This window comes from Psychrobacter fjordensis (genome assembly GCF_904845995.1).
GTDB classification, from domain to species: Bacteria; Pseudomonadota; Gammaproteobacteria; order Pseudomonadales; family Moraxellaceae; genus Psychrobacter; species Psychrobacter fjordensis.
In genome coordinates, this window is record NZ_CAJGYP010000001.1 from 167,255 (window position 1) to 190,452 (window position 23,198).

At 41.0% G+C, this 23,198-nt stretch carries 20 protein-coding genes; 2 read left to right on the forward strand and 18 right to left on the reverse strand.

All coding sequences use genetic code 11. From position 1 onward, the window contains the following. Positions 1 to 69: 69 nt before the first annotated feature. The 14 genes from JMW61_RS00660 to JMW61_RS00725 form a co-directional block, all read right to left on the reverse strand. Positions 70 to 693: a sugar transferase gene (locus JMW61_RS00660; protein WP_201548527.1), complete on the reverse strand. Its 624-nt coding sequence runs from the start codon at positions 691 to 693 to the stop codon at positions 70 to 72. Then, entirely contained in the window at positions 690 to 1,871 is a 1,182-nt protein-coding gene (locus JMW61_RS00665) for a glycosyltransferase (protein ID WP_201548529.1), read from the reverse strand. Before JMW61_RS00665 ends, JMW61_RS00660 begins: the two co-directional genes overlap by 4 nt. A gap of 31 nt (positions 1,872 to 1,902) precedes the next feature. After that, entirely contained in the window at positions 1,903 to 2,766 is an 864-nt protein-coding gene (locus JMW61_RS00670; RefSeq protein ID WP_201548531.1) for a glycosyltransferase family 2 protein, read from the reverse strand. Further along, positions 2,766 to 3,806, reverse strand: coding sequence for an EpsG family protein (locus JMW61_RS00675; RefSeq protein WP_201548533.1), 1,041 nt, complete (start codon positions 3,804 to 3,806; stop codon positions 2,766 to 2,768). The genes JMW61_RS00670 and JMW61_RS00675 overlap by 1 nt, the downstream gene beginning before the upstream one ends. Before the next feature lie 146 nt (positions 3,807 to 3,952). Further along, positions 3,953 to 5,065 carry a glycosyltransferase gene (locus tag JMW61_RS00680; protein WP_227687328.1) on the reverse strand — a complete coding sequence of 371 codons (1,113 nt, stop codon included), beginning with the start codon at positions 5,063 to 5,065 and terminating at the stop codon, positions 3,953 to 3,955. 53 nt (positions 5,066 to 5,118) lie between these two features. Further along, positions 5,119 to 6,111: a glycosyltransferase family 2 protein gene (locus tag JMW61_RS00685; RefSeq protein WP_201548535.1), complete on the reverse strand. Its 993-nt coding sequence runs from the start codon at positions 6,109 to 6,111 to the stop codon at positions 5,119 to 5,121. Continuing rightward, complete coding sequence (locus JMW61_RS00690; protein ID WP_201548537.1) at positions 6,108 to 7,190, reverse strand: polysaccharide pyruvyl transferase family protein; 1,083 nt, start codon at positions 7,188 to 7,190, stop codon at positions 6,108 to 6,110. Before JMW61_RS00690 ends, JMW61_RS00685 begins: the two co-directional genes overlap by 4 nt. 13 nt (positions 7,191 to 7,203) lie before the next feature. Next, positions 7,204 to 8,394, reverse strand: coding sequence for a hypothetical protein (locus JMW61_RS00695; RefSeq protein ID WP_201548539.1), 1,191 nt, complete (start codon positions 8,392 to 8,394; stop codon positions 7,204 to 7,206). Beyond that, positions 8,387 to 9,403, reverse strand: coding sequence for a glycosyltransferase family 2 protein (locus tag JMW61_RS00700; RefSeq protein WP_201548541.1), 1,017 nt, complete (start codon positions 9,401 to 9,403; stop codon positions 8,387 to 8,389). The genes JMW61_RS00695 and JMW61_RS00700 overlap by 8 nt, the downstream gene beginning before the upstream one ends. A 69-nt stretch (positions 9,404 to 9,472) precedes the next feature. Then, complete coding sequence (locus JMW61_RS00705; RefSeq protein WP_201548543.1) at positions 9,473 to 10,789, reverse strand: lipopolysaccharide biosynthesis protein; 1,317 nt, start codon at positions 10,787 to 10,789, stop codon at positions 9,473 to 9,475. A 73-nt stretch (positions 10,790 to 10,862) separates the two neighbouring features. After that, the gene (locus JMW61_RS00710) at positions 10,863 to 12,866 is read right to left on the reverse strand and encodes a polysaccharide biosynthesis protein (protein WP_201548545.1); all 2,004 of its coding nucleotides are present in this window, start codon (positions 12,864 to 12,866) and stop codon (positions 10,863 to 10,865) included. Positions 12,867 to 12,920: 54 nt separating this feature from the next. Then, entirely contained in the window at positions 12,921 to 15,182 is a 2,262-nt protein-coding gene (locus tag JMW61_RS00715) for a polysaccharide biosynthesis tyrosine autokinase (RefSeq protein ID WP_201548547.1), read from the reverse strand. 31 nt (positions 15,183 to 15,213) lie between these two features. Next, positions 15,214 to 15,690 (reverse strand): low molecular weight protein-tyrosine-phosphatase, encoded by a 477-nt coding sequence (locus JMW61_RS00720; protein ID WP_201548549.1) that lies wholly within the window; start codon positions 15,688 to 15,690, stop codon positions 15,214 to 15,216. Between the two features lie 9 nt (positions 15,691 to 15,699). Beyond that, a complete protein-coding gene (locus tag JMW61_RS00725; protein ID WP_201548551.1) occupies positions 15,700 to 16,791 on the reverse strand; it encodes a polysaccharide biosynthesis/export family protein in 1,092 nt (363 codons plus the stop codon). A 553-nt stretch (positions 16,792 to 17,344) separates the two neighbouring features. On the opposite strand from JMW61_RS00725, the gene rluB reads away from it, so the two are divergent. Continuing rightward, positions 17,345 to 18,292 carry a 23S rRNA pseudouridine(2605) synthase RluB gene (gene rluB / locus JMW61_RS00730; RefSeq protein WP_201548553.1) on the forward strand — a complete coding sequence of 316 codons (948 nt, stop codon included), beginning with the start codon at positions 17,345 to 17,347 and terminating at the stop codon, positions 18,290 to 18,292. A gap of 211 nt (positions 18,293 to 18,503) precedes the next feature. On the opposite strand, the gene JMW61_RS00735 is transcribed toward rluB, so the two are convergent. The 3 genes from JMW61_RS00735 to JMW61_RS00745 form a co-directional block, all read right to left on the reverse strand. Further along, on the reverse strand, positions 18,504 to 19,055 hold the full coding sequence (locus JMW61_RS00735) for a hypothetical protein (protein WP_201548555.1): 552 nt from the start codon (positions 19,053 to 19,055) through the stop codon (positions 18,504 to 18,506). 45 nt (positions 19,056 to 19,100) lie between these two features. Next, positions 19,101 to 19,784: a hypothetical protein gene (locus JMW61_RS00740; RefSeq protein WP_227687329.1), complete on the reverse strand. Its 684-nt coding sequence runs from the start codon at positions 19,782 to 19,784 to the stop codon at positions 19,101 to 19,103. A 241-nt stretch (positions 19,785 to 20,025) separates the two neighbouring features. Beyond that, positions 20,026 to 20,757: a hypothetical protein gene (locus JMW61_RS00745; RefSeq protein WP_201548557.1), complete on the reverse strand. Its 732-nt coding sequence runs from the start codon at positions 20,755 to 20,757 to the stop codon at positions 20,026 to 20,028. Positions 20,758 to 20,940: 183 nt separating this feature from the next. On the opposite strand from JMW61_RS00745, the gene JMW61_RS00750 reads away from it, so the two are divergent. Beyond that, on the forward strand, positions 20,941 to 21,543 hold the full coding sequence (locus JMW61_RS00750; RefSeq protein ID WP_201548559.1) for a LysE/ArgO family amino acid transporter: 603 nt from the start codon (positions 20,941 to 20,943) through the stop codon (positions 21,541 to 21,543). 237 nt (positions 21,544 to 21,780) lie between these two features. Here JMW61_RS00750 and JMW61_RS00755 read toward each other — a convergent pair whose 3' ends face one another. Then, positions 21,781 to 23,163, reverse strand: a complete 1,383-nt coding sequence (locus tag JMW61_RS00755) for an NAD(P)-binding domain-containing protein (protein ID WP_201548561.1) — start codon at positions 23,161 to 23,163, stop codon at positions 21,781 to 21,783. Positions 23,164 to 23,198: the final 35 nt, after the last annotated feature.

Sequence of the window (23,198 nt, forward strand, 5' to 3'; positions counted from 1 at the left end):
ATTACTTCTTACATAATACTTTTAATACTCAAAGACTTGATTGAATAGCTAGAGCGTGTTCTCAATCTATCAAAGCATATTTTTACTAGGACACGCCCTAGTCTCATTACCCGTAAACTTGCTCATGGTCGCCTCACCTTCTGCGCTAATACCATCCTTTACGATGACTTTTTTTACTGTTTTAAGTAAGATTTTTATATCTAGCCATAGCGATTGATTGTCTACATACCAGTTATCAAGCTCAAATCGCTCTTGCCAACCAATAGCATTACGACCATTAATTTGTGCGTACCCCGTAATACCTGGGCGTACCTTATGACGGCAAGCTTGCTCCTCGCTATATAATGGCAGATACTCCATCAATAACGGGCGCGGACCAACCAAGCTCATGTCACCCTTAATCACATTCCATAACTCAGGCAGCTCATCCAGACTAGTATTACGCAGTGCTTTCCCAAACGATGTCAATCGCTCACCGTCCTCCAAAAGATTGCCATCTGTATCTACACTGTCTTTCATTGAGCGAAATTTTATCATCTCGAACGGCTGACCATTCAGTCCTGGGCGAGTCTGACGGAACAAGACGGGTGAACCCAAATTCTTGCTAACTTTGTAGGCAGTTGCAACATAGACAGGAGATAGTACTACTAGAGCAGTTGTTGCACCTACAATATCAAATAGTCGTTTTATCATTGTTCAGCCCGCCTTTTTCCATCTACGCTGTTATCTATACCGTCATTTAAACTGCGCAAATAAAAGCTTAAAAAACTTTGCCATAACTTTTTTTGTTCGAAATGTACAGTGGCCCAGCCTCTTGCATCAGGGTATTTATTTTTAAAACCCTTATCAGTAGTGGCGGCACTAATCGCGGTTGCCACCGCTGCCGCATCCTTAAATTTAAATTTTTGACCGCTAACGCCTTCTTTCACACTGTCCTTTACACCAACGACATCGTAGGCAAACGTAGGAACACCGCAACTTGCCGCTTCAATCGCAACACTGCCAAATCCTTCTCGATAGCTCAAAAATAAATGCAAATCAGCACACTGGAAAACCTCGTGTACATTTGGGTTGGCTGGTATATATACAGCTCTATTGTCTTTAACCATTTTTTCTACGACGGCTTGCCCTACATCATCTTCAAAACCTCCAATAAAGATAAAGTGGACGTTTTCTTCTTTAAGGGTTTCAGATATATAACCAATGTCTGTCAGACCTTTATCTTCACACACTCGTCCTACCACACAAATTAAAAAACAATCCAAAGACACTTTATATTTTTCTCTTAATGCATCTTTTTTCTGCTGTTCTATAGGACTAAGCAAATCAATATCTATGCCATTAAATGAGCCATTATCGATGACGGTTGCTTTACTATTTTTTAAAATCCTTTCTTCTAAACACACAGCCAATAGCGACTCAGACACGAATAGAACGTCATGAGACAAGGCAAAACTTAATGTATCAAAACCCTGAAATACTCGCTTTTTAAAACCTGAAAAATTCTCATAAGCTCTACCCACACTGAAAGCAATCCGTCTCTTTTGCAAAGTAAAGGCACTTGCTATACTTCCTAATAGTAGAGCTTTGGGAGTTAGATAAACCACCACATCAAAGCGGTTCAATAGAAAATAACGAGTTAACAGCGCCAGTGATTTAGTGTCTTTAAATAAAGAAGGTTTGCGTTGAAAATTTAAATTGACCACTTTACCTATATTACGCGCACGTAAAATATCTAGCTGCGCCTCATTACCACCACAGATTAGCGTAATATCAAAATCTGAGTTGTCCCTCATATACTCAAGCTGATTGCGGTATAGAGCATTAAATGAAACGGCATCTGTCACAAGAAAGCATATTTTAAAACTCATTTAAGTACCTCATTGTTTCTCATTAATGAACTCACTCAGCACAGATGCTATCAACGACAGCTTGATGCTGCGTTTTAAGTTCATTAGACATCATTAATTTATTTCTTTTATTGGCTATTCGTTGCAACAAACCCATCGAGTCCAATAACCTAACCGTTGCTATTTTTGCGTTGAGTTTTAAAGGCCCTAACCCACCACGTCCCTTATATTCACGGTAGGTCTTGAAGCTATCTTTGTATGATCGAATGATTTTTGCTAATGATAAATTACCCTCTTCTCGATAGTAATATAATAAGTCTGGCAATACCGCCAATCTTAAATCTCGACTGGCTATGGCTCTACACCATAGGTCATAATCTTCAGACCTTGGATAATTATCATCATATCTGTTGCGTTCATACCAAGTCTTTCTTGCCAAAATAGAGGCATGTACAATAGGATATGCTGGCGCGATTTCGTCGAACTTCGTATAAATACGGTCTACATGACGACAGCCATATACCTTATTATGATTATCAATAGACACCACACCCGTGGACACTAGGTCACAATCTGTATTGTTTGCTAAAAATGCCATTTGAGTAGCCAGTCTATCTGGGTGAATGAGGTCATCTGCATCCATACGTGCAATATAGTCATATTGTGATTCATCAATGAGCTGATTTAAGCGTGTTGGCAGTTTTTTGTTTTTGCCATCAGAGATCACTTTTATTCTATTATCCACTTTCTCAAAACGTCGAGCGATGGCCAATGAACCATCCGTAGAGCCATCATCAATTAATATCAGCTCCCATAGCTCATACGTTTGAGCCAGTACTGACTTTATGGCATCTTCCAAGTATGCTTCAGCGTTATAAATAGGAATGCCAATGGATATGTACTGCTGATTTTTCATTAGAAAACCTCAAATATCGGATTAAGAATATATGGACTCAAGTTACTAAATCTCGATGTCGTCAACATGAAGTAAGTGAGAAACAGCAGCACACTAGCGATATAAAGATAAACGTTATTTATTTTTTTCAACATCACAGGAAGTATTAGAACTAACGTCCACGTAAAATAAGCCAGTAACCTTTGCGGACCTGAAGGACTCGTACCCAACATCGCCAAAGGTATGATAAAAACCACGCCTGATGCATAAAACGTTATTAATTTTTGGAAATTTTTATCTTTAATTTTATATACGTAACTCACAAGCATAATTAAAAGCATGAGGACAGTATAAAATCCTAGCGTTAAAAACCCACCTGCTTCTTCAGAAGCTTTTGCATAATTTTCATACCTATCATTGGTAGAAGAAATATAAGAGACCAGTACGCCACTCACCAATAATGATCCTAGAAATGTTGCCAAAATTTTATATACAGGTCTTACCCTTAAGTTGATAATAAAATAAAATGGAATGATAAATAATGCGGTAACGTGGAATAATGAGGCGACCGCACATACCAACAGATATGGGATAAGTCTTTTTTCTAATAAATATGGGATGGCCAATGTAAATATTGCCATCGCCAACCCTTGACGTAATCCATTGAAAAAAAACGTATAAACACCCAATGTGATAAACAAAAATACTGAAAACCAATAGTTAACGCTGTATTTTTTAATAATCTTAAGATAGCAGTACACAATGATTAAGCTGGTAATCGTTAAAAGCCAAAAGTAGCTGCTTGTCACGCTCAACAATGCATACTCTAAAACTTGATAACCAAACTCAATGTCTTCGTTAAATCTAAAATACTCGACATTCAATTGACTGTTAAAATTTCTTGTATAGTTCCCTGTATCTGTACCGACACGATAACTCCGAGCGCCTGCAAATAAAGTCAGAATAATTAACGGCAACCAAAAAGACGTACGGTTGAGAGATTTTTTCTCCAGTACGATCCAAAAGATAACAAGGCTAAGAACCAACAGGTATGGAAGCATTTAACCCTCGATAAGGTGGATATGGTCAATTCTATATCAATCAGATACGGTATCAGGCTCGCTCAGCCTATTATGTGTAGTACTTTTACTCTCTTTCCTTGTACTCAAATCACGTTGGATCAAACTCAAATGAACAGTAAAAGCTGTCATTTTATATTCAAATACATTTGCGTTAACTTTTCCGCGTTTATCGCAGCACTGAATCCATATAGAGTTAGTGCTTCTGTTATTTCTTTTTCATTAGGCCGTATGTCTTTAGGTTTCAATAAACAATCGACCCACTCCTTGGCCGAATGGATAGGTAAAAACTGCACCAATCCAAGTCCTAAATCCACTTCAGGTGATACTTGATCAGAAACCAACGCTGTTAACCCAACGGTTTGACTCTCTACCAATACAACCGGAAACCCTTCATGCAAAGAAGGCATGATCATATAATCTGCGCTGGCTATCAGCTCTGTGATATCCGTACGCAACCCCAAAAACTTGACATTGCTGCACAGTGATTTGTCTTTCACTTGCTGCTTTAGCCTCGCAGCCAATTGACCTTGTCCAACGATATACAAGGTAAAGTCAATCTGACGTTTTTTTAGCTGCTCAGCGATTTCTAAAGAAAATTGATGGTTTTTAACCTCATTGAGACGACCGACTTGAATAATTTTTAACCCTTTATCTCCAAATCCTTTAGCACCAAACTCCTGATCGATATAATGTCGTGATTGGTTAGCGACTGTCATCATCTTTTGTATATCAACGGCATTGGGAAGTAGCCACACATCTTTTGTAGTACCGAATAGGTAATTTGCAGCATGGTCACCGCAGCTAATTCTCTTAGTGGCTAATGTACGATTGGTAATTAATGCCCATTGCTCATATATTTTTTTAACAATATTGGTTTTACCATTACTGGTGCTATGAGAGTGTGAAATGCGATGCTGCACGCCAGCACTTTTAGCAGCCAATAGATGAAAAGCATTGTTTAATAGCATATGAGCATGAACGATGTGATAGTCAGGGTTCTGTTTAAAAAATCGTTTAAGCTTTAGCATACGCGTCAATGAATGACTGGCTAAAATGGGTATAATTCTACCCCCCAACGCTTTTATCTCAGCATCATAGTCACCGACCTCATCGGTAAAGGTAATAAAATCAAACTGAATCTGGCTGTGATCTATATGGCGATATAGATTCATGAGCATGGTCTCTGCCCCAGCACGATCCATTTTCCCCACTATGTGCAGTACTCTCTGAATAGCCATCTCTTTACCTATTAAGAAACATAAAGCCAAACGTATTTTCAACCTGTCTTCTCTTAACCTTTCATTCTTGCTCTTTTATCTAGCGCTTGACGAAGCACCTGCAACATAGACAAAGCGACTTGGCTTGGCATACGTACTATATTGCTGATCATTAGATGTCTTAATGTCAAATCGCTCTCATAACCCTTTAATCGTAGCGTCTTATCTGCTTTCTTGGCTTGTGCTAATGCCATTGCTAAATATTCATTATCTATACGGGTAAGAATACTCCAATGACTTTGTCTAACTTTATTGGCGAGTATTTTTTTAACTTTATCCGCTTGATAGCTCTCTACTAGATTTATGACTTCTGAGTGAATAACGAAGAGGTCTAATAGCTTTTTATCCGTTGAACCTGTAATCGACGTGCCTCGCTGTCTATACAGATAAAAATCAATAGGCAGTTGATATCTCACCTTAGCAGATAAGCCAAGATGCCAATGAAACGGCCAATCCTCGTAATATAGACCCACTGGAAAATGTAGAAAAGCAGACCGCACGACACTAGACCGAATAAATTTGAGCCACGCAAAATGCGGTAGGCTAAAATATGAGTCATCTATTCTGGCAGCATCGAATGCTAAGCTGGCATCTGGATACGGTAGTTCTGTCTCTGCCACTCCCTCTTTGAACGGTACAAAACCATACGTCACTACTTCTGCATTCGTGGTGAGGGCGCAATTTACACAAGCTGCCACCAAGCGAATATCTACGATATCATCGGAATCAACGAACATCATATACTCGCCTATCGCAGATTTAATGCCGGTATTACGAGCAGCAGAAAGACCACTGTTTTCATTATGTTGAATGACTTTTATGCGCTTATCTGTGAGATATGGGGTTAGTGCTTGTTTTGAGTCATCAGTGGAGCAATCTTCAACGATGATAATTTCAATATTCTTATAAGTCTGCTGCTTGATAGATGCTAAGCAGGCGTCAATATATGACGCGACGTTATATACTGGCACGATAATGCTCACTAATGGCTCGGCTGCGATGGTCATATCCTGGCCACCGATTTTTTTAAATCATTGTACTCATTGATGTGAACGGGTGACTCAATCATCGTACCGTGAGGTAGTGATAGAAGCCTATCGATGAATTTCGGAATCTCAGAAATCTCATCTAGTTCTAAAAATACGAGTCTTGGATGATTGCGTAACCAGTCCAACTGCGTCTGTCTTATCTTATGATTAGAATTCGGCAATACCAAACAGGGCGTACCCGACAGCAAACATAAAATCATGCCATGCAAACGGTCAGTTACAACCAACTTTGCAGCACGAAACTGGCTAAGCTTGTCAGTTAGCAACTTTGAGCAATGTGCCTCGTCCAATTGAGAACCGCCAGCATGGGTGTCTGTCTTTTCAATCTGATAGCCAGTATCTGCTAAGGCTTTGTCTATCATTGCATATTGCTCACCTGATAGCGCAGCTTCTTTGTCATCTCGTAAGCATCGCAAAATACCTGAAGGTGCTAACTTATCTGTCGTTCCAAGTACTGCTGCGTTTGCACTCATGACGATATCTGGCACAAGACCAATATGGACATTGCTATACTCAGCAAAAAGCTTGCTAAGCTTGGCCGCTGTCATCGACTCTCTGGCAAAGATATGTATATCTGGATGTTTGGCGTAGACGTTTACGATACGATGCAATACACGCTTAGACTTAGCAGAATCACTCCAATCCAATGTCTGAGGAAAACAAACAATGCGATTGGCAGGAAACGCCTTGATGACTACTTGGCGCAGCTCCTCAATGTCAGGATATGTGCCACCCATATTACCGCCACCGATAATAGTAACAATATCCTTCTCTTTTATTTGCTGTTTAATCGAGTTGAGCACCAGTCTGGTTTGACTAATAGGAACACTAACCACCTCATAATCGGTCATCACATGTTGCAAGTATTGCTTTTGAGCATGAGAGATAGCGATATCACCAATATTGCCATAGTCAGCAGCCAGAAAAATGAAGCATCGATTACTGCTCGGAAGTGGTAAATCGCGTGCGCCCATATAGGTGGCTAAATGTTTTTTTAGTTTGAGTGGTATGAGCTTTTTTATAGCGGTAGTATTCATTTTCGACACTCCCTTACTTGTTTCTCATTAACATTTTTTTCACCCACATACGACGTCTTGAACCAAAAGGAAACAATCTATTCAAGTTAGGAGGCGGTTTACGTTTGAGTGCTTTTTCAATGTATGGTAGCCATTCAAGACCTCTACCCGTTTTAATCATCTCATGACGAATTAGATTCCAATCTATACTGACAGCCTTGCTCTTTAGAGCCATTGATTTAAAAAGCGATGAATCAATGGGCTCACTAAAACATTGAGGGTTATCTATACCTGCGACCAAAAAGTTGAGACGCGTTCTAAGACATTTCTCACAGCGGCCACAGTTGCTATCATTCTGGTCACCCGCCCAGCAGAAACGTAGGCTTTCAATACCCAAAGGCCATGCTGAAAGAGTTTGAAGCTTCTCTGAACGACTAAAACCAGCACCATCATGAATGAGTCTAAAGTCGCCAGAACTCAGCAGCGGATCAGTAATTGGATGTGAGCCCCAAGGACTGATTAATACATCATAAGAATCACCACTACCGATGAGTCCAATACCAGCATATTTTTTTAAGCCGCATAATACTGAGGCAATAGCAGCAGCATGATAGTCTTCCCAGTTGATAGACCAAAGCGTGCGAATATTTGTCTCAACTGGCAATAGTTCAATATTGATATCTGCAAGTGTTTTTGCCGCTATTTTTGCTGCACTGGCAAAGCCTTCTGTATTCTCTAAAGGTATATCAAAGCCATGCACAAAAACCCCAGCTTTAATAGCTCGTGTGGCGTATCCTGCTCTGCCTGTCGCATGACGATAAGCGGTAAACTGAGCATCCACACCACCAGAAAATGCAGCAATCGCACCATCTACTTGTACGTCGCTCTCTCTAATACGATCAACTTGTATATCAATCAGAAAATAACGCTCTGGTAACCATTTATTCCAGACATACTGTAGTTCTGTCAGATTGGCTAAGAGCCCGTGGGACACGCTACCATGGACATGAATAGCCGCACGCAGCTGCATCGCAGGCAACAATGTGGCTAACAAATAAGAGTCGCAATCATCGTCTTCTGGCATGGGTAAATTAATAGGATACGCAAACCACAATTCTTGTTCGGTAGAATTTTCGCTCGCAGCCGTTTGTTTCAGCAAACAAGAACGAGTCTGTCCGCTTTCATCACTCTTTAATGCCTGAGGAAACAAATCAATATTAAACATGTCTTTTTACCTTTGCTTTAGTCCAAGACAGTTGAAGAAAAACCAATGTCATAACATACCAATGTCGTGAAAAACATGAAATCAAGATACGAATGCCTCGCGCTGGGTGTTGTTGATGATAGTGCAGTAAACAGTTCTGATAAACGAAAGACTGGCGTATTTTTATCAACTCTGCATGGCGTTTTCTCATCTGAATATGAGCCAAATTATTGAGTAAATATGGCAGCATATGCTCGATATAACTACGGGAAAAATCTGATAGCAGCACTTGCCTCTCAGTAGCACTGATAGACCAGTCATGTATCCTAATCCTGGCTTTGTAATCCGCTTCAATAGATGCCAACAGCCCTGACTTATATTGCAAACTCGTCATCGAAGTAGCATTTTCATAATAGTTATATGGACAGTCGGGTACGACAGATAAATGGTTCGCTTTCCCCAAGCACTCAATATTAAAAATACCATCTTCACCAAGCTTTACGTCACAATTAAACCGTAAATCCGCTATCAGGCTTTTGCTATAAACCTTGGTAGTTACATACCAATATATATTTCTATTCTCTGTCACTCTCAGCTGTAGCATTTCAATATCTTGCCGTGAATATTCTGCTGAAATATTATGGCGCTCGATTACATCACCATTTAGCATGATGCGCTTATGACCAAACGCCAACATCTCGATATCCCGATCAACCGCTTGTGCAATGACAAAGTCAAAATACCAATCGTCGATAGTGTCGTCCGCATCTATAAAAACGACGTAGTTGCCGGTTGCGATATCAAGCCCTGTATTACGAGCATCTGCCACACCCCCATTTTTTTGATATTTCACCGTAATCCATACCCTATCACTTTCCCATCTATGCAATAACCTAGCAGTCTCATCATCAGAACCATCGTCAATAACTATCAACTCAATCTCATGGCTTTTTTTCGCAACGTCAATACTACTAATACAACGATCAATAGTGGCAGCGGCATTAAATGCGGCGATAATAACTGAAATCATAGTGAGCCTCTTGAGTTGAGACTTCTAATGCATATCCTTTGTGCCATCCAACGCAGTCAAGATATTTACCTACTGCTGCACTTCATGGATATGAACAAGACGCCGAAAAGCGACATAAACGATAGATAAACTAAGCAATACCCCAACAAATGAGAACAGGGCAATAGCGACCATATCTGACTCAAAAACGTAAAAACCTATATACAGCGCTGCAGCACGAAATATCACTGCAAACACTTCTCTAATCAAAAGAAAACGCTGCAAACGTAATGCTGGCAATGCCGCAGTGCTCGCACCCGATACCAAGCTGGTCAAAAGCCAAATAGAAAGCCACTGCGAATAACTACCTGCTAACGCCCACTCTGCGCCAAACACTAAAGAAAAAAGATAATCGCCAAAAACGAACACTGTACCGAATGGAACAATACCAACCACCAATAGAATTACCGTCACTTTTAATAAAAACTGATAAGCTTCTGGTGACTTTGCTGTGATCGCACGCGTAATCTTAGGATAGAAAACCTCTCCAACAGCTTGGCCTAACAGCATCGCTGGTGCGCCAAGCACAAGAACAGCCAACGAATACTGCCCAGCAGAAGAAGCACTAAATAGTGATGCTAACAAGATAGTTGGCAACCCTACTGAAGCAGCATTAAGCATGCTCTGTGGCATACGATATATGGCAAAGTCACGCTGCGATATAGCAGCGTTACGAATACCAACCGTGCCAAACCAGTTTCGGACATTTAATACACCAATCCTAGGCACACGAAGCATCTGCATCATAAAATTCGTGAGCTGCCCTGCTATCGTTAATAAAATAAGCAACATACCAGAAGGTGCCAATACACCCCCTATCAACTTACTGGTATCTGTCACAAGCTTGCTCTCTACATAAGCACGAGCTTTGGCTTTAAACAAACCTACTCTGATAGCAGACTGATCAGCAACAGATAGAAACGCGCCTGCCAATAGCGTCAAAGGTATGAGATACAACATGTATGGTGTACTTTCCATACCTGTCCATCGTGCCAAATAAACATTACCAAAATAGACAACGATGAACGATATAGCAGCGACAAACAAACTGAGTAACACAGACAACCTGATAATGGCTGCAGCATCCTCGTCACTATCAGGCATCACAATGGCATTGGCATAACCCATGGTCGCAATCGGAGTAATAATACTGATGATTGCGGCAAATGTGGCAGCAATACCAAAATCTTCAGGGCTATATAATCTGGTGAGAAACGGCATAAAGACCATAGCGATTGCCTGACCAGCCGCAATACCGCCGCCAACCATGGCCACATCTCGTACAAAGTGACTGGTTTTCAATCGACTGATTACGCTCTGTATCGATAAAAACACTTCAGAGGCCATTACTCATCATCCAATTTTATGTTTCATATAACTTATAAAAAACTAACAATCTTGTGGTTACCTGTCTACTGTATTAACCAATCTCATCTACCAGCGATGATGTCAGTTTTTCGACCTCAACCCTGACATCATCCCCTTCTCGATATCCTTCTACAAACACTCTAAATTGTGTTTTTAGCCATGCCACATCCTGTTGTTTGGCTTTTTCTATAAACTCAAACAAAACATTTTCGATATCTTCTAAAGGAAAGCTGTGCTCCATTGCTTGCATAATTAACGGATGAAACGTGGTCTCTATATTATCTTCACCTATGATTAACTCCTCATAGAGCTTTTCACCCGGCCTCAATCCAGTAAAAACAATTTCAATATCTCCATTAGGGTTGCTCGCATCTTTTAACTCGCAGCCAGTAAGACGAATCATACGCTTAGCAAGGTCTACAATTTTGACGGGTGCACCCATATCAAGTACAAACACTTCCCCACCAAATGCCATAGCCCCTGCCTGAATCACCAAACTGGCCGCTTCTGGAATGGTCATAAAGTAGCGTGTTATATCTGGATGGGTGATGGTAATCGGACCACCCTGCTCAATCTGTTTGGTAAATAACGGTACGACAGAGCCTGAAGACCCTAATACATTGCCAAAACGCACCATGCTAAAACAAGTGTGACTACTATGCTGGCTCAAGCCTTGGCAAACCAACTCAGCCAAGCGTTTGGATGCGCCCATGATGTTAGTAGGTCGCACGGCTTTGTCCGTAGAAATCAATACAAAGGTATCCGCTTTGGCCTGTATCGCAGCACGAGCACAATGATAGGTGCCTTTGGTATTGTTAATCGTGCCCTCAAAGGGATTCGACTCAACAATCGGGACATGCTTGTAGGCAGCTGCATGATAAATCGTATTTATATGGTTAATTTTGAATATATTGATTAATTTTTTTTCATTACCCACGTTTCCAATGATACTAATAATCTCAATATCTTGATAATCGATATTTTCTATCTTTTTATTTCTGAGCTCTTGATCTATCGTATATAGAGCATATTCAGACTGCTCATATAACACCAAGCATTTAGGCTTATTCTTAATAATTTGCCGACACAATTCACTACCAATAGAGCCACCAGCACCTGTCACGAGGACGTTTTTGCCCGTAATATTTTTTTGCAGCAACTCAGCGACTGGCTCGACTGTATCGCGTTCAAGGACATCCAAAATATCAACGGGTCGTATATGACTGACTGTCACTCGTTCGTCTGCCAACTCTCGTAAGCTCGGTAAATCTTTTATCTTGACAGAAATACCTGATAGGCTATCCATAATCTGCTTTTTGCGGGCACGGCTCATAGAAGGCATCGCCAAAATCACCTGTGCCACATCAAACTTCTCTATTAACGAGGGCAGCGCATGACCGGCATATATTTTTCTACCATGCAAGTAAGCACCTCTCAACTGTTGATCATCATCGATATATGCCACCACGTTATATTTATGGGAATGTCTCAAGCTTTCTAGCAGCTCTCTACCCGCTTCTCCTGCGCCATAAATAATCACGTTATCACAGCAATCATTTGAACGACGTTTTTCGTCTGTTTTCTGCAGCCGTTTCAAAAAGGTACGTATTATCAGCCTACTGTTCCATAACCAGATAAAAAAAGAAAATAGAAATATGATGGGTACTGAGCGCGGTATCATTGATAGGGGATTTACATAGATAAGCACTTGGTAGACGATAATAAGCAACAAAAACAACTGCAATACACGACCCATTACCGCATCAAAAAAACCTCTAGAAGCACCTCTATAAAACCCGATAAGATACAGGCTCGCCACAGGGATAAATGCATATGAAACCAATATTATAAGACTGACATGATGCGCCACATACCCTTGTCGTAATGCCAAGGCTAAAAATAAGCAAGAAATTGATACAGCATAATCTATGCTAAATAAAATAGAGCATTTGACAAACCGTGGTAATGATAATAAAAGCAGAGCCGCACGCTTCGACCATTGATGTAACTCACCAGTCGACCGATAAGCATTGTTAGACTCTGTTTTTATAAACATAAGATCCACTCACTTAAATTGTATTGATGATAATGAACAACCACAAAATACGAATTAGCGGTTATTTCCATAGGCATAATGGTAATGATAGCTGTATTTGTTCATACGGCTCTGCTGTACATCATTGAGAATAATGCCATCTACTTGCACATTGGCTTTACTCATCTGCTTGACCGCATACATCAGCTGACCTTCTACTGAGCGATTAAATTTAGTAACGATAAGCACCTTGTCCGCATGTTGCGCTAACACCATTGCGTCTGAAGCTGCTAATATCGGTGGCGAATCAATGACAATATAGTCATATTGCGTCTTCAGCACTGTCATAAGCTGATTAAACTTTTGACCTATTAATAGTGAAGTAGGATTGTTTGACGACTGTCCTCGCGATATAAAATCAATGTTTTCCATACCAGTAGGATGAATAAAAGTCTCAATCTCTGGATTAGATACCTCGCTGGCGGCTTGAATACCGTTAATGGGAGACGCACTCTTTTTATTCTGCAACAAATAATCGGCGAGACCGTCTTGCGGGCTCAGCTTAAACATCTTATGCAGCGCGCCTAAGCGCATGTCACCATCAATGATCAAAACCTTTTTATCAAGCTGTGCAAACACCTCAGATAAATTGGCCGCGATAAAGGACTTGCCGACACTTGGGCTTTCTCCAGTAATCAATATGACTTGTGCGGACTCGCCAGCCACTGCGCCTGTTGGCATACCAAACATCAGGTTTGTTCTTAAGCTTTTGATGGCTTCATAACTCAAGCTACTGTGGTCAACATGAGCAAGCATTCGATCGGTGGTCTTTTTATTTTTACTCAATCTGGATAGTAAAGGTGAGCGCGGGATAGTGGCAATGACTGGAATACCTGTCTTAGACTCTAAGCGCTCTGGATCTTTTACAACCGTCCTCATTAAGTTTCTGAGTAAAACCAATATCACCCCAAGCATCGTGCCGACCAATATGGCTAGCATCATGATTTGTAGCTTATTAGGGGCAATGGCATTAAAGGTACTGGTGGGTGTATCGATGACACGAGCATAGCCGATCTGGCCCGCTTTCACGATTTTTAGTTGTTCATAATTCTTGAGTAGCGTCAGATAGATTTCTCTATTGATGGCGGTATCTTCTGATAGTTTTAAAAATTCTCGCTGGATTTCAGGTAGACCTGATACCGTACTTTCTATTTGTTTTGTTCTATTACTCAGTACTTTGAGCTGCTCATTAATTTGAACGACCAAGGGATGTTCTTCAGTATAATAAGTGGTCAAGTCTGCTTTTTTGAGCTTAAGATCGTTGAGCTGCCCGTCAATCCGAGAATTTTCGCTTAATAATAAGCCAGCCTCTTGAGCCACATCGATAGTGCCGTGTTTTTTACGAAAATCATTAAATAGTGCTTCAGACGCTTCTAGCTTCCCTTTTAATAGCGGTATCTGCGTTTCCATAAAGGTGAGCGTTTTGGTCGTTTCTTCAGAGCCGCGCGACTGGTTTTGATCCACATAAGATCGGACTATTTGATTGAGTATGGTCGTGATTTGCTCTTGGTTTGCACCCGTCATCGATAGCTGGATAATGCCCGTGCTTTGACCTTTTTCTTCAACCGTTAGGGCGCTATTGATACCATCTGTCGTGGCTTTTAATGTCTGCTTACTAATACTAATTGGGTAATTACCCGTCGGTAATCCGGTCACGGTGATATTAATCTGACCTTTTGACCCTTTAAACTGATACGGCTGACCTAGCTGACCTTTAAAGTTATCCAGGCCATTGCTCAAAACAAATCCAGTGGCAGATTTATTCAAGGTAAAAGATTGGTTCAAATAAGCTTTCGATACATCAAACTGACTGATTTCTACTACGCCGTTTTCGGTATTCAGTGACACTTCATCGGTTGTATTAACTTGAGTCTCTATATAGTTTCTTTTGATCGTATCAATATATCCAATATTAGGATCCGTGAGTCTAATACGCAGATGCAGTAGATCTACCACAGGCTCTAGTATCATGCGTGATCTTATAAGCTCTGCCTCTGTTTCTGCTTTGCTTGTTTCTGCACCGACTAACTCTGAGATACTCGCGCCAAGTGCTTCTACCCCTTGGGCATTCTCTTCAATTTGTATCAGCGCATCTGATTTAAACGTTGGATTGACATGACGGGTATACAAAAAGCCTATCAATAAACCCAATACCACCATGAGCGCTATTATTTTCCAACCGCGCAGCAATACTAAAACCAGCGCCATTAAGTCGATGTCGTCAGTGTCTTTTTTGCCCGTAGGCATTGATAGGTTTTTTGAATCTGTTTTATTCATAACCATATACTCACTACCCAATGTTTATCGCTTAATAGCACTCACTAACCTTCAGTTCTTTTATTTCAGTCGCTTGACTCATCTTAATAGCCCACTGTTCAAGACTGTCGTCAATATCTTGTCTACTCGTCTCAAATACCGATTTATCCTGCTGATAAGGATCTACAATATCTTTATCAATCCAATGACCAATTCGAAAAATTCTGCCACGGCAATGTGGCCACCGATTCTCAATCCACTTGGTTTGACTCACTGACATAGTCAAAATTAAATCTGCATGACTGACTAACGCTTCGCTGATAGGTTTGGCGATATGTGAGCTGATATCTATTTCGTGAATGGCCATCAATTCTATGGCTTTGGTATCCGCAGAATGACCTACTAACGCTGACAGACCTGCAGAGTCTACGTGCTTGTCTGGATAGCGCTCTCTCAAAATAGCAGCGGCCATCGGGCTACGGCATATATTGCCAACGCAGACGACTAAGATACTGTCAAACGCAGTCATAATGGACTCCTATATCCCTGAAATCAGATTGATTGCTGATGTTGAAGGAAGAATGGCGCTGATGATACGATTCCAGCGTGCTAAACCTGTTGGATCTACATAAAGTATGTCGTTGGCCTGCATGTCAAAACGGCTCGCCAATGCCAAACTGGTGATGCTCTGCATATCGACATAATAAATATGCGTATATTGTGATTGCGGGTTATCACGAACGATATATACTTTGGCAGCATTGGCGGTATTAGAATTTAGCCCGTTCGACTCGCCTAACACATGTGCCAAGCTCAGCCCTTGCTCAGGAATAGAAACTGGTTCAATTTTGCCAAACTCACCCAATACATAGACTCTATTACGACTTTGGCTGTTGACATGAATGGCATCACCATCTTGTAAATATATTTGATTGGCAGACAGTCCCATTTGCTGTAATGATTGGATACCTAGCTTGTAACTCTTGCCTTGGCGATTTAATACAATATGATTTGAATCACCAGCATCAGTCGTACCACCTGCCATAGAGATTGCTCCATATACGGAGACTGGCACATCAGCAATCGTAAACTCACCAGACTCCTTGACTTCACCATCTACAAAAAACTTGCTACCACGATAGTTGATGATTTTGACCTGAGGATCTGAGTATTTTAGATAACGTTGTAGTTTACTTTGTAAGGTTGCGGTGAATTGCGGCACACTCATTCCGCTGGCTTGAATGCGTCCTATCAACGGGAACTGTATAAAGCCTTGCTGATCAACAGTTAGGCTAGATGTCGATGCATTAATGTCTGGATAACTGGTGAGTATGATATTGAGAATGTCACCTTTAGCAATTCCATAACTGACTCGACCAGACGTTTTAATTAAATGATATAAATCCTGATCTGGGGTAATGGCTTCTGTACGTGGCAAGGTCGCCAAATTCAAAGGTTGAATATAAAACTGTAGGCCATTTTCTGCAGTAAACGCACCTGATTCCGGTACATCTCCAGACTGAAGTCCTGAATTGACTGTGCAACTCGCAAGTGAGAGTGTTAATAACAAGCCAACAATGCTCGTCATTAAAAAGCGCTTGCGTACAGAAATGAAGTATTTATAAACCATAACAGTTACTCATATTTATAATATTGCATAAAATCGAAGCCGCTCACTATGATAAATATATTCACTAAAAAGAATGTATATATCAAATATACACTCAAACTATACACAACGCAATATTTATAAATTCTCATATAACAATTTCTGATTATTTCCCATTTTCAATACAGCCCTTTTATAACAATGCCTAACCAATTTATTTAGAAGTAGACACAACTGGAAGGATTAAATAATGGGCAGATAGCAAAGAATACAAGTAATAATTCTGTAACTTTTAAAAATTAATGTCGCACTTTATATTTCAACCGATAATTTAGTATTAATTAAACAAGGGTATCTTTTGTCAAAAGATAACTTTCGATATAATCGAGCCGATATCTGGTTGAAATAGCTGTATATAATCAATAAACTTTTATTCAATTTTATTTCCATAACAACAACTTATATAATTAGTAACAACAGGTTTGCGTGCTAAAGTCATCAAAATAGCGTAGAATAGTCAATCCAAATTTTTTTACATTGAGAAATGTAAACCCACCGACTCAAGGTTATAATTATGAAAGACGAAAAATTACAGAAAGCCCTCGCCCGCATGGGACTTGGTTCACGCCGTCAGATGGAAGAAGTCATTAAAGCTGGTCGCGTCACTGTCAATAATGGCCCAGCAACCATCGGTGATCGTGTTGAACAAGGCGATGAGATTCGCGTTGATGGCCGTCAGATTAAATACACCTCTGAAAATGAGAAGCGTCGCCGTGTTATCGCTTACTACAAGCCTGAAGGCGAAGTCTGCTCTGCTAAAGACCCAGAAGGTCGTCCAACCGTTTTTGAGCGTTTGCCAAAACTTACTCATGACCGTTGGGTAATGGTCGGACGCTTGGATATCAACTCAACGGGTCTGTTACTGTTTACCAATGATGGTGAAATGGCGCATCGCTTGATGCATCCATCTGGTGAAGTCACTCGTGAATATGCGGTACGTGTATTGGGTGAAGTGACGCCTGAGATTGCCCGTGCACTAACGGCTGGCGTCATGCTAGAAGACGGCCTTGCAAAGTTTGAAGATATCAAAGACGGTGGCGGTGAAGGCGTCAATAAATGGTATCACGTCCAGCTGAAAGAAGGCCGTAACCGTGAAGTACGTCGCTTGTTTGAGTCGCAAGGCCTAAAAGTTAGCCGTCTACTACGCACACGCTATGGCACGATTGCTCTACCAAAAGAGTTACGTACTGGTCGCTTCTTAGAACTCGATAGAAAAGACATCAATACGTTGACCGATTTAGTAAGCTTGCGTCCTCGTTATGGTACGGGTCTGCATGGCGCAGCGAAAGAGAAGCAAGAGCGTATCAGAAGCAAGCCGCTTAAAGCGCGTCGCGCTACTGACAGTCGTAGCGATAGCCGCAGTGGTAGCGACAATCGCAACAGCAGCGTAAAACCTAAGAGCAGTGCTAGCCCTGCCAGCCGTGGTACGCGTAACACTCGTGACCGCAACGATAAGCGCTAAGTGATACCAAACCCAAAAAATACGATTAGCTGTGTCAAACTCGTTTAGTCTACCCTTCGTAGTACTTGCACTTGTTTTCCTTGCTACTCTAATTTTTGTGAATGGTATCGTTTTAAAGTGACGCATAAAAAAGCTGCCAGTGATGAATAATCATTGGCAGCTTTTTTGTGGGTCGTTTATAGCAAGTCGTGATAAATATGACAATCTAGGCTCAGCTACCATGGCTATTAATATAATGCTTCATGACTCGCAGCTCTTGTAGTTGCTCCTCGTCCATTTGTGCCAGTAGTCTATCCAAACGCTGTTCGATGTTATCTAAAACACTCTGCAATAACTCACTAGCCTCTAATCTTTTTTCGCTTTTCCCATTATTGGTATTTATGTTTGTAAATTGGTAATGACTGGCTAACATTTCTGGAAGCCGAGTATGCAGCATCTTATTCAATACAAACTGCTGCTCTGTTACCGCAGGCGTCTTATGCTGAGCTTGTAGCGCTGTTTGATATGCTTGATAGTGACTCACTTTTTCATCAATACGTTTTAATTGACGCAGCTGCTGCTCTGGCAGATTTTTTAGATGTTTCTTATTTAAACTTAATTGTTGCCAACTGAGCTTGGATAATGACAATGGTGCATTATCATTCTGATAGACGAGCACACCTGGCGTAATACCAACAGCTTTGTGGAAAGCTTGCCAGCCTTTTTTACCCAGATAAAAGGTAGTAACTGTCGTTACAATGCCAATGCCTATTAAGATGCTCATATATACTTACTCTTCATTCTATCCTTTAATCATAAAATTCTGCATTTATAGTTTAATGTCTTCGGCACTTACATTGGCACCCGTTGGAATTTCAATCGCTTGAATATTTACATCACTGCTCACATCACTACTGGCATTGCTAACGTTACTGTCGCGCTTTTGAATCTCCGTATTACCAGCAGGATTATCAAAGCGTTTTTGTAGATAGCGATTGGTCGCGAGCAGCTTTTGTCCATCTTGATGATAGGAAGCATTGAGCAGGTCATCGAACTGAGTGTTAATCGTACTTAGCACTTCTAGCAGCGCCTCTTTACCAGTGACGTTAGAGTGCTTGATTTTGGTCGTGTCAGCGAGTGCACCATCCCTACCATCTAAGTCATGCAAACGGCGATAGTCCGCCACGGCAAGTGGCACATGCCTGTCCATTAAGTTTTGAATCATGATATACGTTTCGGTAACAGTATCTTTATCATCAATCTTTCCATCATTATTGGTATCGCCATAAATGACACGCAGCTTCTCACCTTTTTCGTTGATTTGGTCGAGGGCTGTTTTGACCTCAATGGGTAAGCTCTTTTCAGGGATATAACCCAACTGCGGCATCGCTTTATATTCAAGCATTTTGGGTGCAGTAAACTTTTTGATACCACGATACCCTAGGTATAACCCAGCGACTGGCAACAGCCCATACAAAAAAAACATGACGAACATCGCAGTAACTTGGGTCATTAGACTGTCCTTATTATTTAGTAGAATTTTGTGGCAAGCTTATTATTATTTTTGATAAGTCTTGATGCTTAGGCCTTTCATATTTTTATGAGTTGCTATTATTAAACAAAAAAATAAGGCTTTATTAAAGCCCTATATTGTTGTTTATCATACTGTTGTGCGTCATATCGTATTGCATCGATTATAGTTAATGACACCTAACCGTCACAAGTGAACAGCGATCGTTTGAAGTCATTACTAACTAACTTTTTGTGCGGCTTTTGACATAACGATGTGTGGAGGCCAAACGGTTCATCACCGTTTGATGCAACTCATCTAGCAACTCATCCAGCTCATAATCAATCTCAAGAAACAAATCTGTCAACATATCGCCTGCGGTCATCTTGCCTTGTACCGTGTTGTTTTTGGTACGATGCGGGCTGAACCGTTGTAGTTGCTCATAATGATGTAGCGCTTCTGGAATGCTCTCCGACACCAACTTATCTATAACAAACTGACGCTCATTATGTTGCTGCTGTTGCTGCTCGTTGAGCTCGCTGCTCCATTCACGGTAGCGCTTTAATTTACCATTAATTCGGTCTAGTATCGCGACAGCCTCAATAGGCATGGCATTTAGGGTGGCTTCATCGACCACATCAACAAGCTCAGTCATAATCGGACAGCGTCCATGTTTGAGATACCATAAAGTATCTGGGTCAAAAGGAGGTCTATTAGTCGGGCGCATTTGGGCACGATTGGACAAATAGCGGTCGGTCAAGGGTGTCGGCGTTCGAATATCACTCACTTGTGCTAATGCATCACGAATACGACCTGCACGCTCAGGTGGCGTAAGCACAGAGCGCTGACTGATAGCTTGATCGTTTTCATCATTGCTATCCTCCACCTCTATATCTTGGCTGACATTCATCTGTTGAGCATTTTTAGCCGCTTGTGTTGGCAGGTCTTCTTGAGCTTGCCCAAATGACTTTAGCATTCTTGTCAAACTTACCACCATGACCTACTTTGCCTCTCGTTCCGTGCACTCGTATTGTGCAAGTATTGCATATATTGATTCAATGACGTATCTTAACAGCTTTTTTTGGCACTGCCAGTAAGCAAAGTGTCAATATTCCTATACCCTAAAAACATCTACTCTCTAAATGATAAGCACTTTACTATGAACGCGACCGATTATACCTCTGGCTTTTTGCTTGGGCTATCGCTTATCTTAGCAATTGGATCACAAAATGCTTTTGTACTTAAACAAGGCATCAAACGTGAACACATCTTTTTTATCTGCTTATTCTGTGCCGTTAGTGATGCGTTGTTAATCTCAGCGGGCGTTGCTGGCTTTGGCGCGGTGACATCTCGTTATCCACATGCAGTAGATATTGCCAGATTCGCAGGCGCGTTGTTTTTGCTGGTTTACGGTTTGCAAAGTTTATACGCCAGTATCAAACGCTCACATGCATTAACCGTCGATGGTCAAGCCGTTACCAGTTTGAAAAAAGCACTGTTACTATGCTTTGGCTTTACCTGGCTCAACCCACACGTCTATCTAGATACATTGGTACTCGTCGGTATGGTTTCAACGGGTGCTAGTAGTAAACTGGCCTTTGGTGTAGGTGCTATCAGTGCTTCGTTCTTTTTCTTTTTTGCTTTAGGTTATGCCGCACGACTGCTTAGGCCATTATTTTCTAAACCAAAGGCATGGAATATACTCGATGGATTGGTGGGCATACTAATGATGTATTTGGCTTGGCATTTATATAATAGTTAATATAGTCAACGAACTACTAAACCGCTACGGTGTTATCCTCCCTAGATGTACGACTTGTACAATCTGCGGTCGGCTGCCTTGTATCCACATTATATTGAACTGACTATAGTAGCTGAATGTACCGCGCACAAAAAAGCCAAATACATCTAAACGTATTTGGCTTTTTACTTTTTATATCAGATGCTTGTAATAGCAAATAATTTTTTATGGCAACTAACTTTTGTAGTAACTACTAGTCTACGATGCTTTCTTGCGCTTTTTAGGCTTAACAAGCGACATATTCAAAAAGTGCTCAAGCGAATCATCAAGGACATCTAGCCAAGGCTCTGGCAATTCGGGTGATAGCGTACCTGTCAATGTTGAACGATAGCCTTTTTCTCTAAAAGTCATGATATTGTCGGTCTTATCTTTTTGCCATTCTTTTAGGATTTCACCCTGCTTCTCTACTGCAAACTCTGGATAATCTGTCGCATTGGTTAAATCACGAATATAAGCGGCTTGGAAGTCAATTGAGTCGCTAACCGTGACGCACTTAGCATACGTTGCCAACCATTCTTTTTCGTCGGCCTCACGAGTCGCCAAATCAGGCAGCTCGATATCACCCATGATGACATCACGTGCATACCACGCTTGAGCATCAAACATGTTAAAGGTGAAATACTGATCATGCATGCCTAAGTAAATGAGCTTTGGATTGGGCTGCCAAAAAGTCCCTTTGTATAGATTGGCTGGATATAAGCAATTATGTGTCTGCAAGCGTAGCTCATCCGGCATAAACGGGAAATGGAACAGGTAACCTGTGCACATAATGATTGCGTCAAATTTTTGGCTAGTACCATCAGCAAAATGCGCCACGTCATCTTCGAAATGAGTGACGAGCGGCACTTCTTTAATACCCTCTGGCCAGTCATAACCCAAGGCTTGCGTACGATAACTAATGGTCACTGATTTGGTGCCATATTTATAACACTGTGTACCAATATCTTCAGCTGAATAACTACTACCAATGAGCAAAATATCTTCGTCTTTAAATTCTAGCGCATCACGGAAATCATGAGCATGCAGGATACGACCTGGAAAAGTTTCTAAACCTTCGAAATATGGCATATTTGGCGTTGAGAAGTGACCAGTCGCTACCACGACATAATCAAACTCTTCGACTTCTTGCTCATTGGTTTTATGATTCATCACCGTCACGGTGAATTTTTGTGTGTCATCGTCAAATGATACCCAACGTACAGGGCATTCAAAACGGATATATTTTTGGATATCTTGTTTATCGATACGCCCCATGATGTAGTCTTTTAAGACTTCACGTGGCGGGTATGAAGGGATGGCTTCCCCAAAGTGTTCATCAAACGAATAGTCGGCAAACTCTAAGCACTCTTTTGGTCCGTTGGACCACAAATAGCGATACATACTGCCGTGAACGGGTTCACCGTTTCTATCTAAACCAGTACGCCAACTATAGTTCCACATACCGCCAATAGCATTTTGCTTTTCATAACAAACTATCTCAGGTAAGTCAGTTGCACCAGCCAATCGTGCTGCCTCAAAAGCGCGTAATTGTGCTAAACCACTTGGACCTGCCCCTAAAATAGCAATTCTTTTGTTACTCAAAATTAACTCCTATGATATTAGTTGTTCCTCCACTG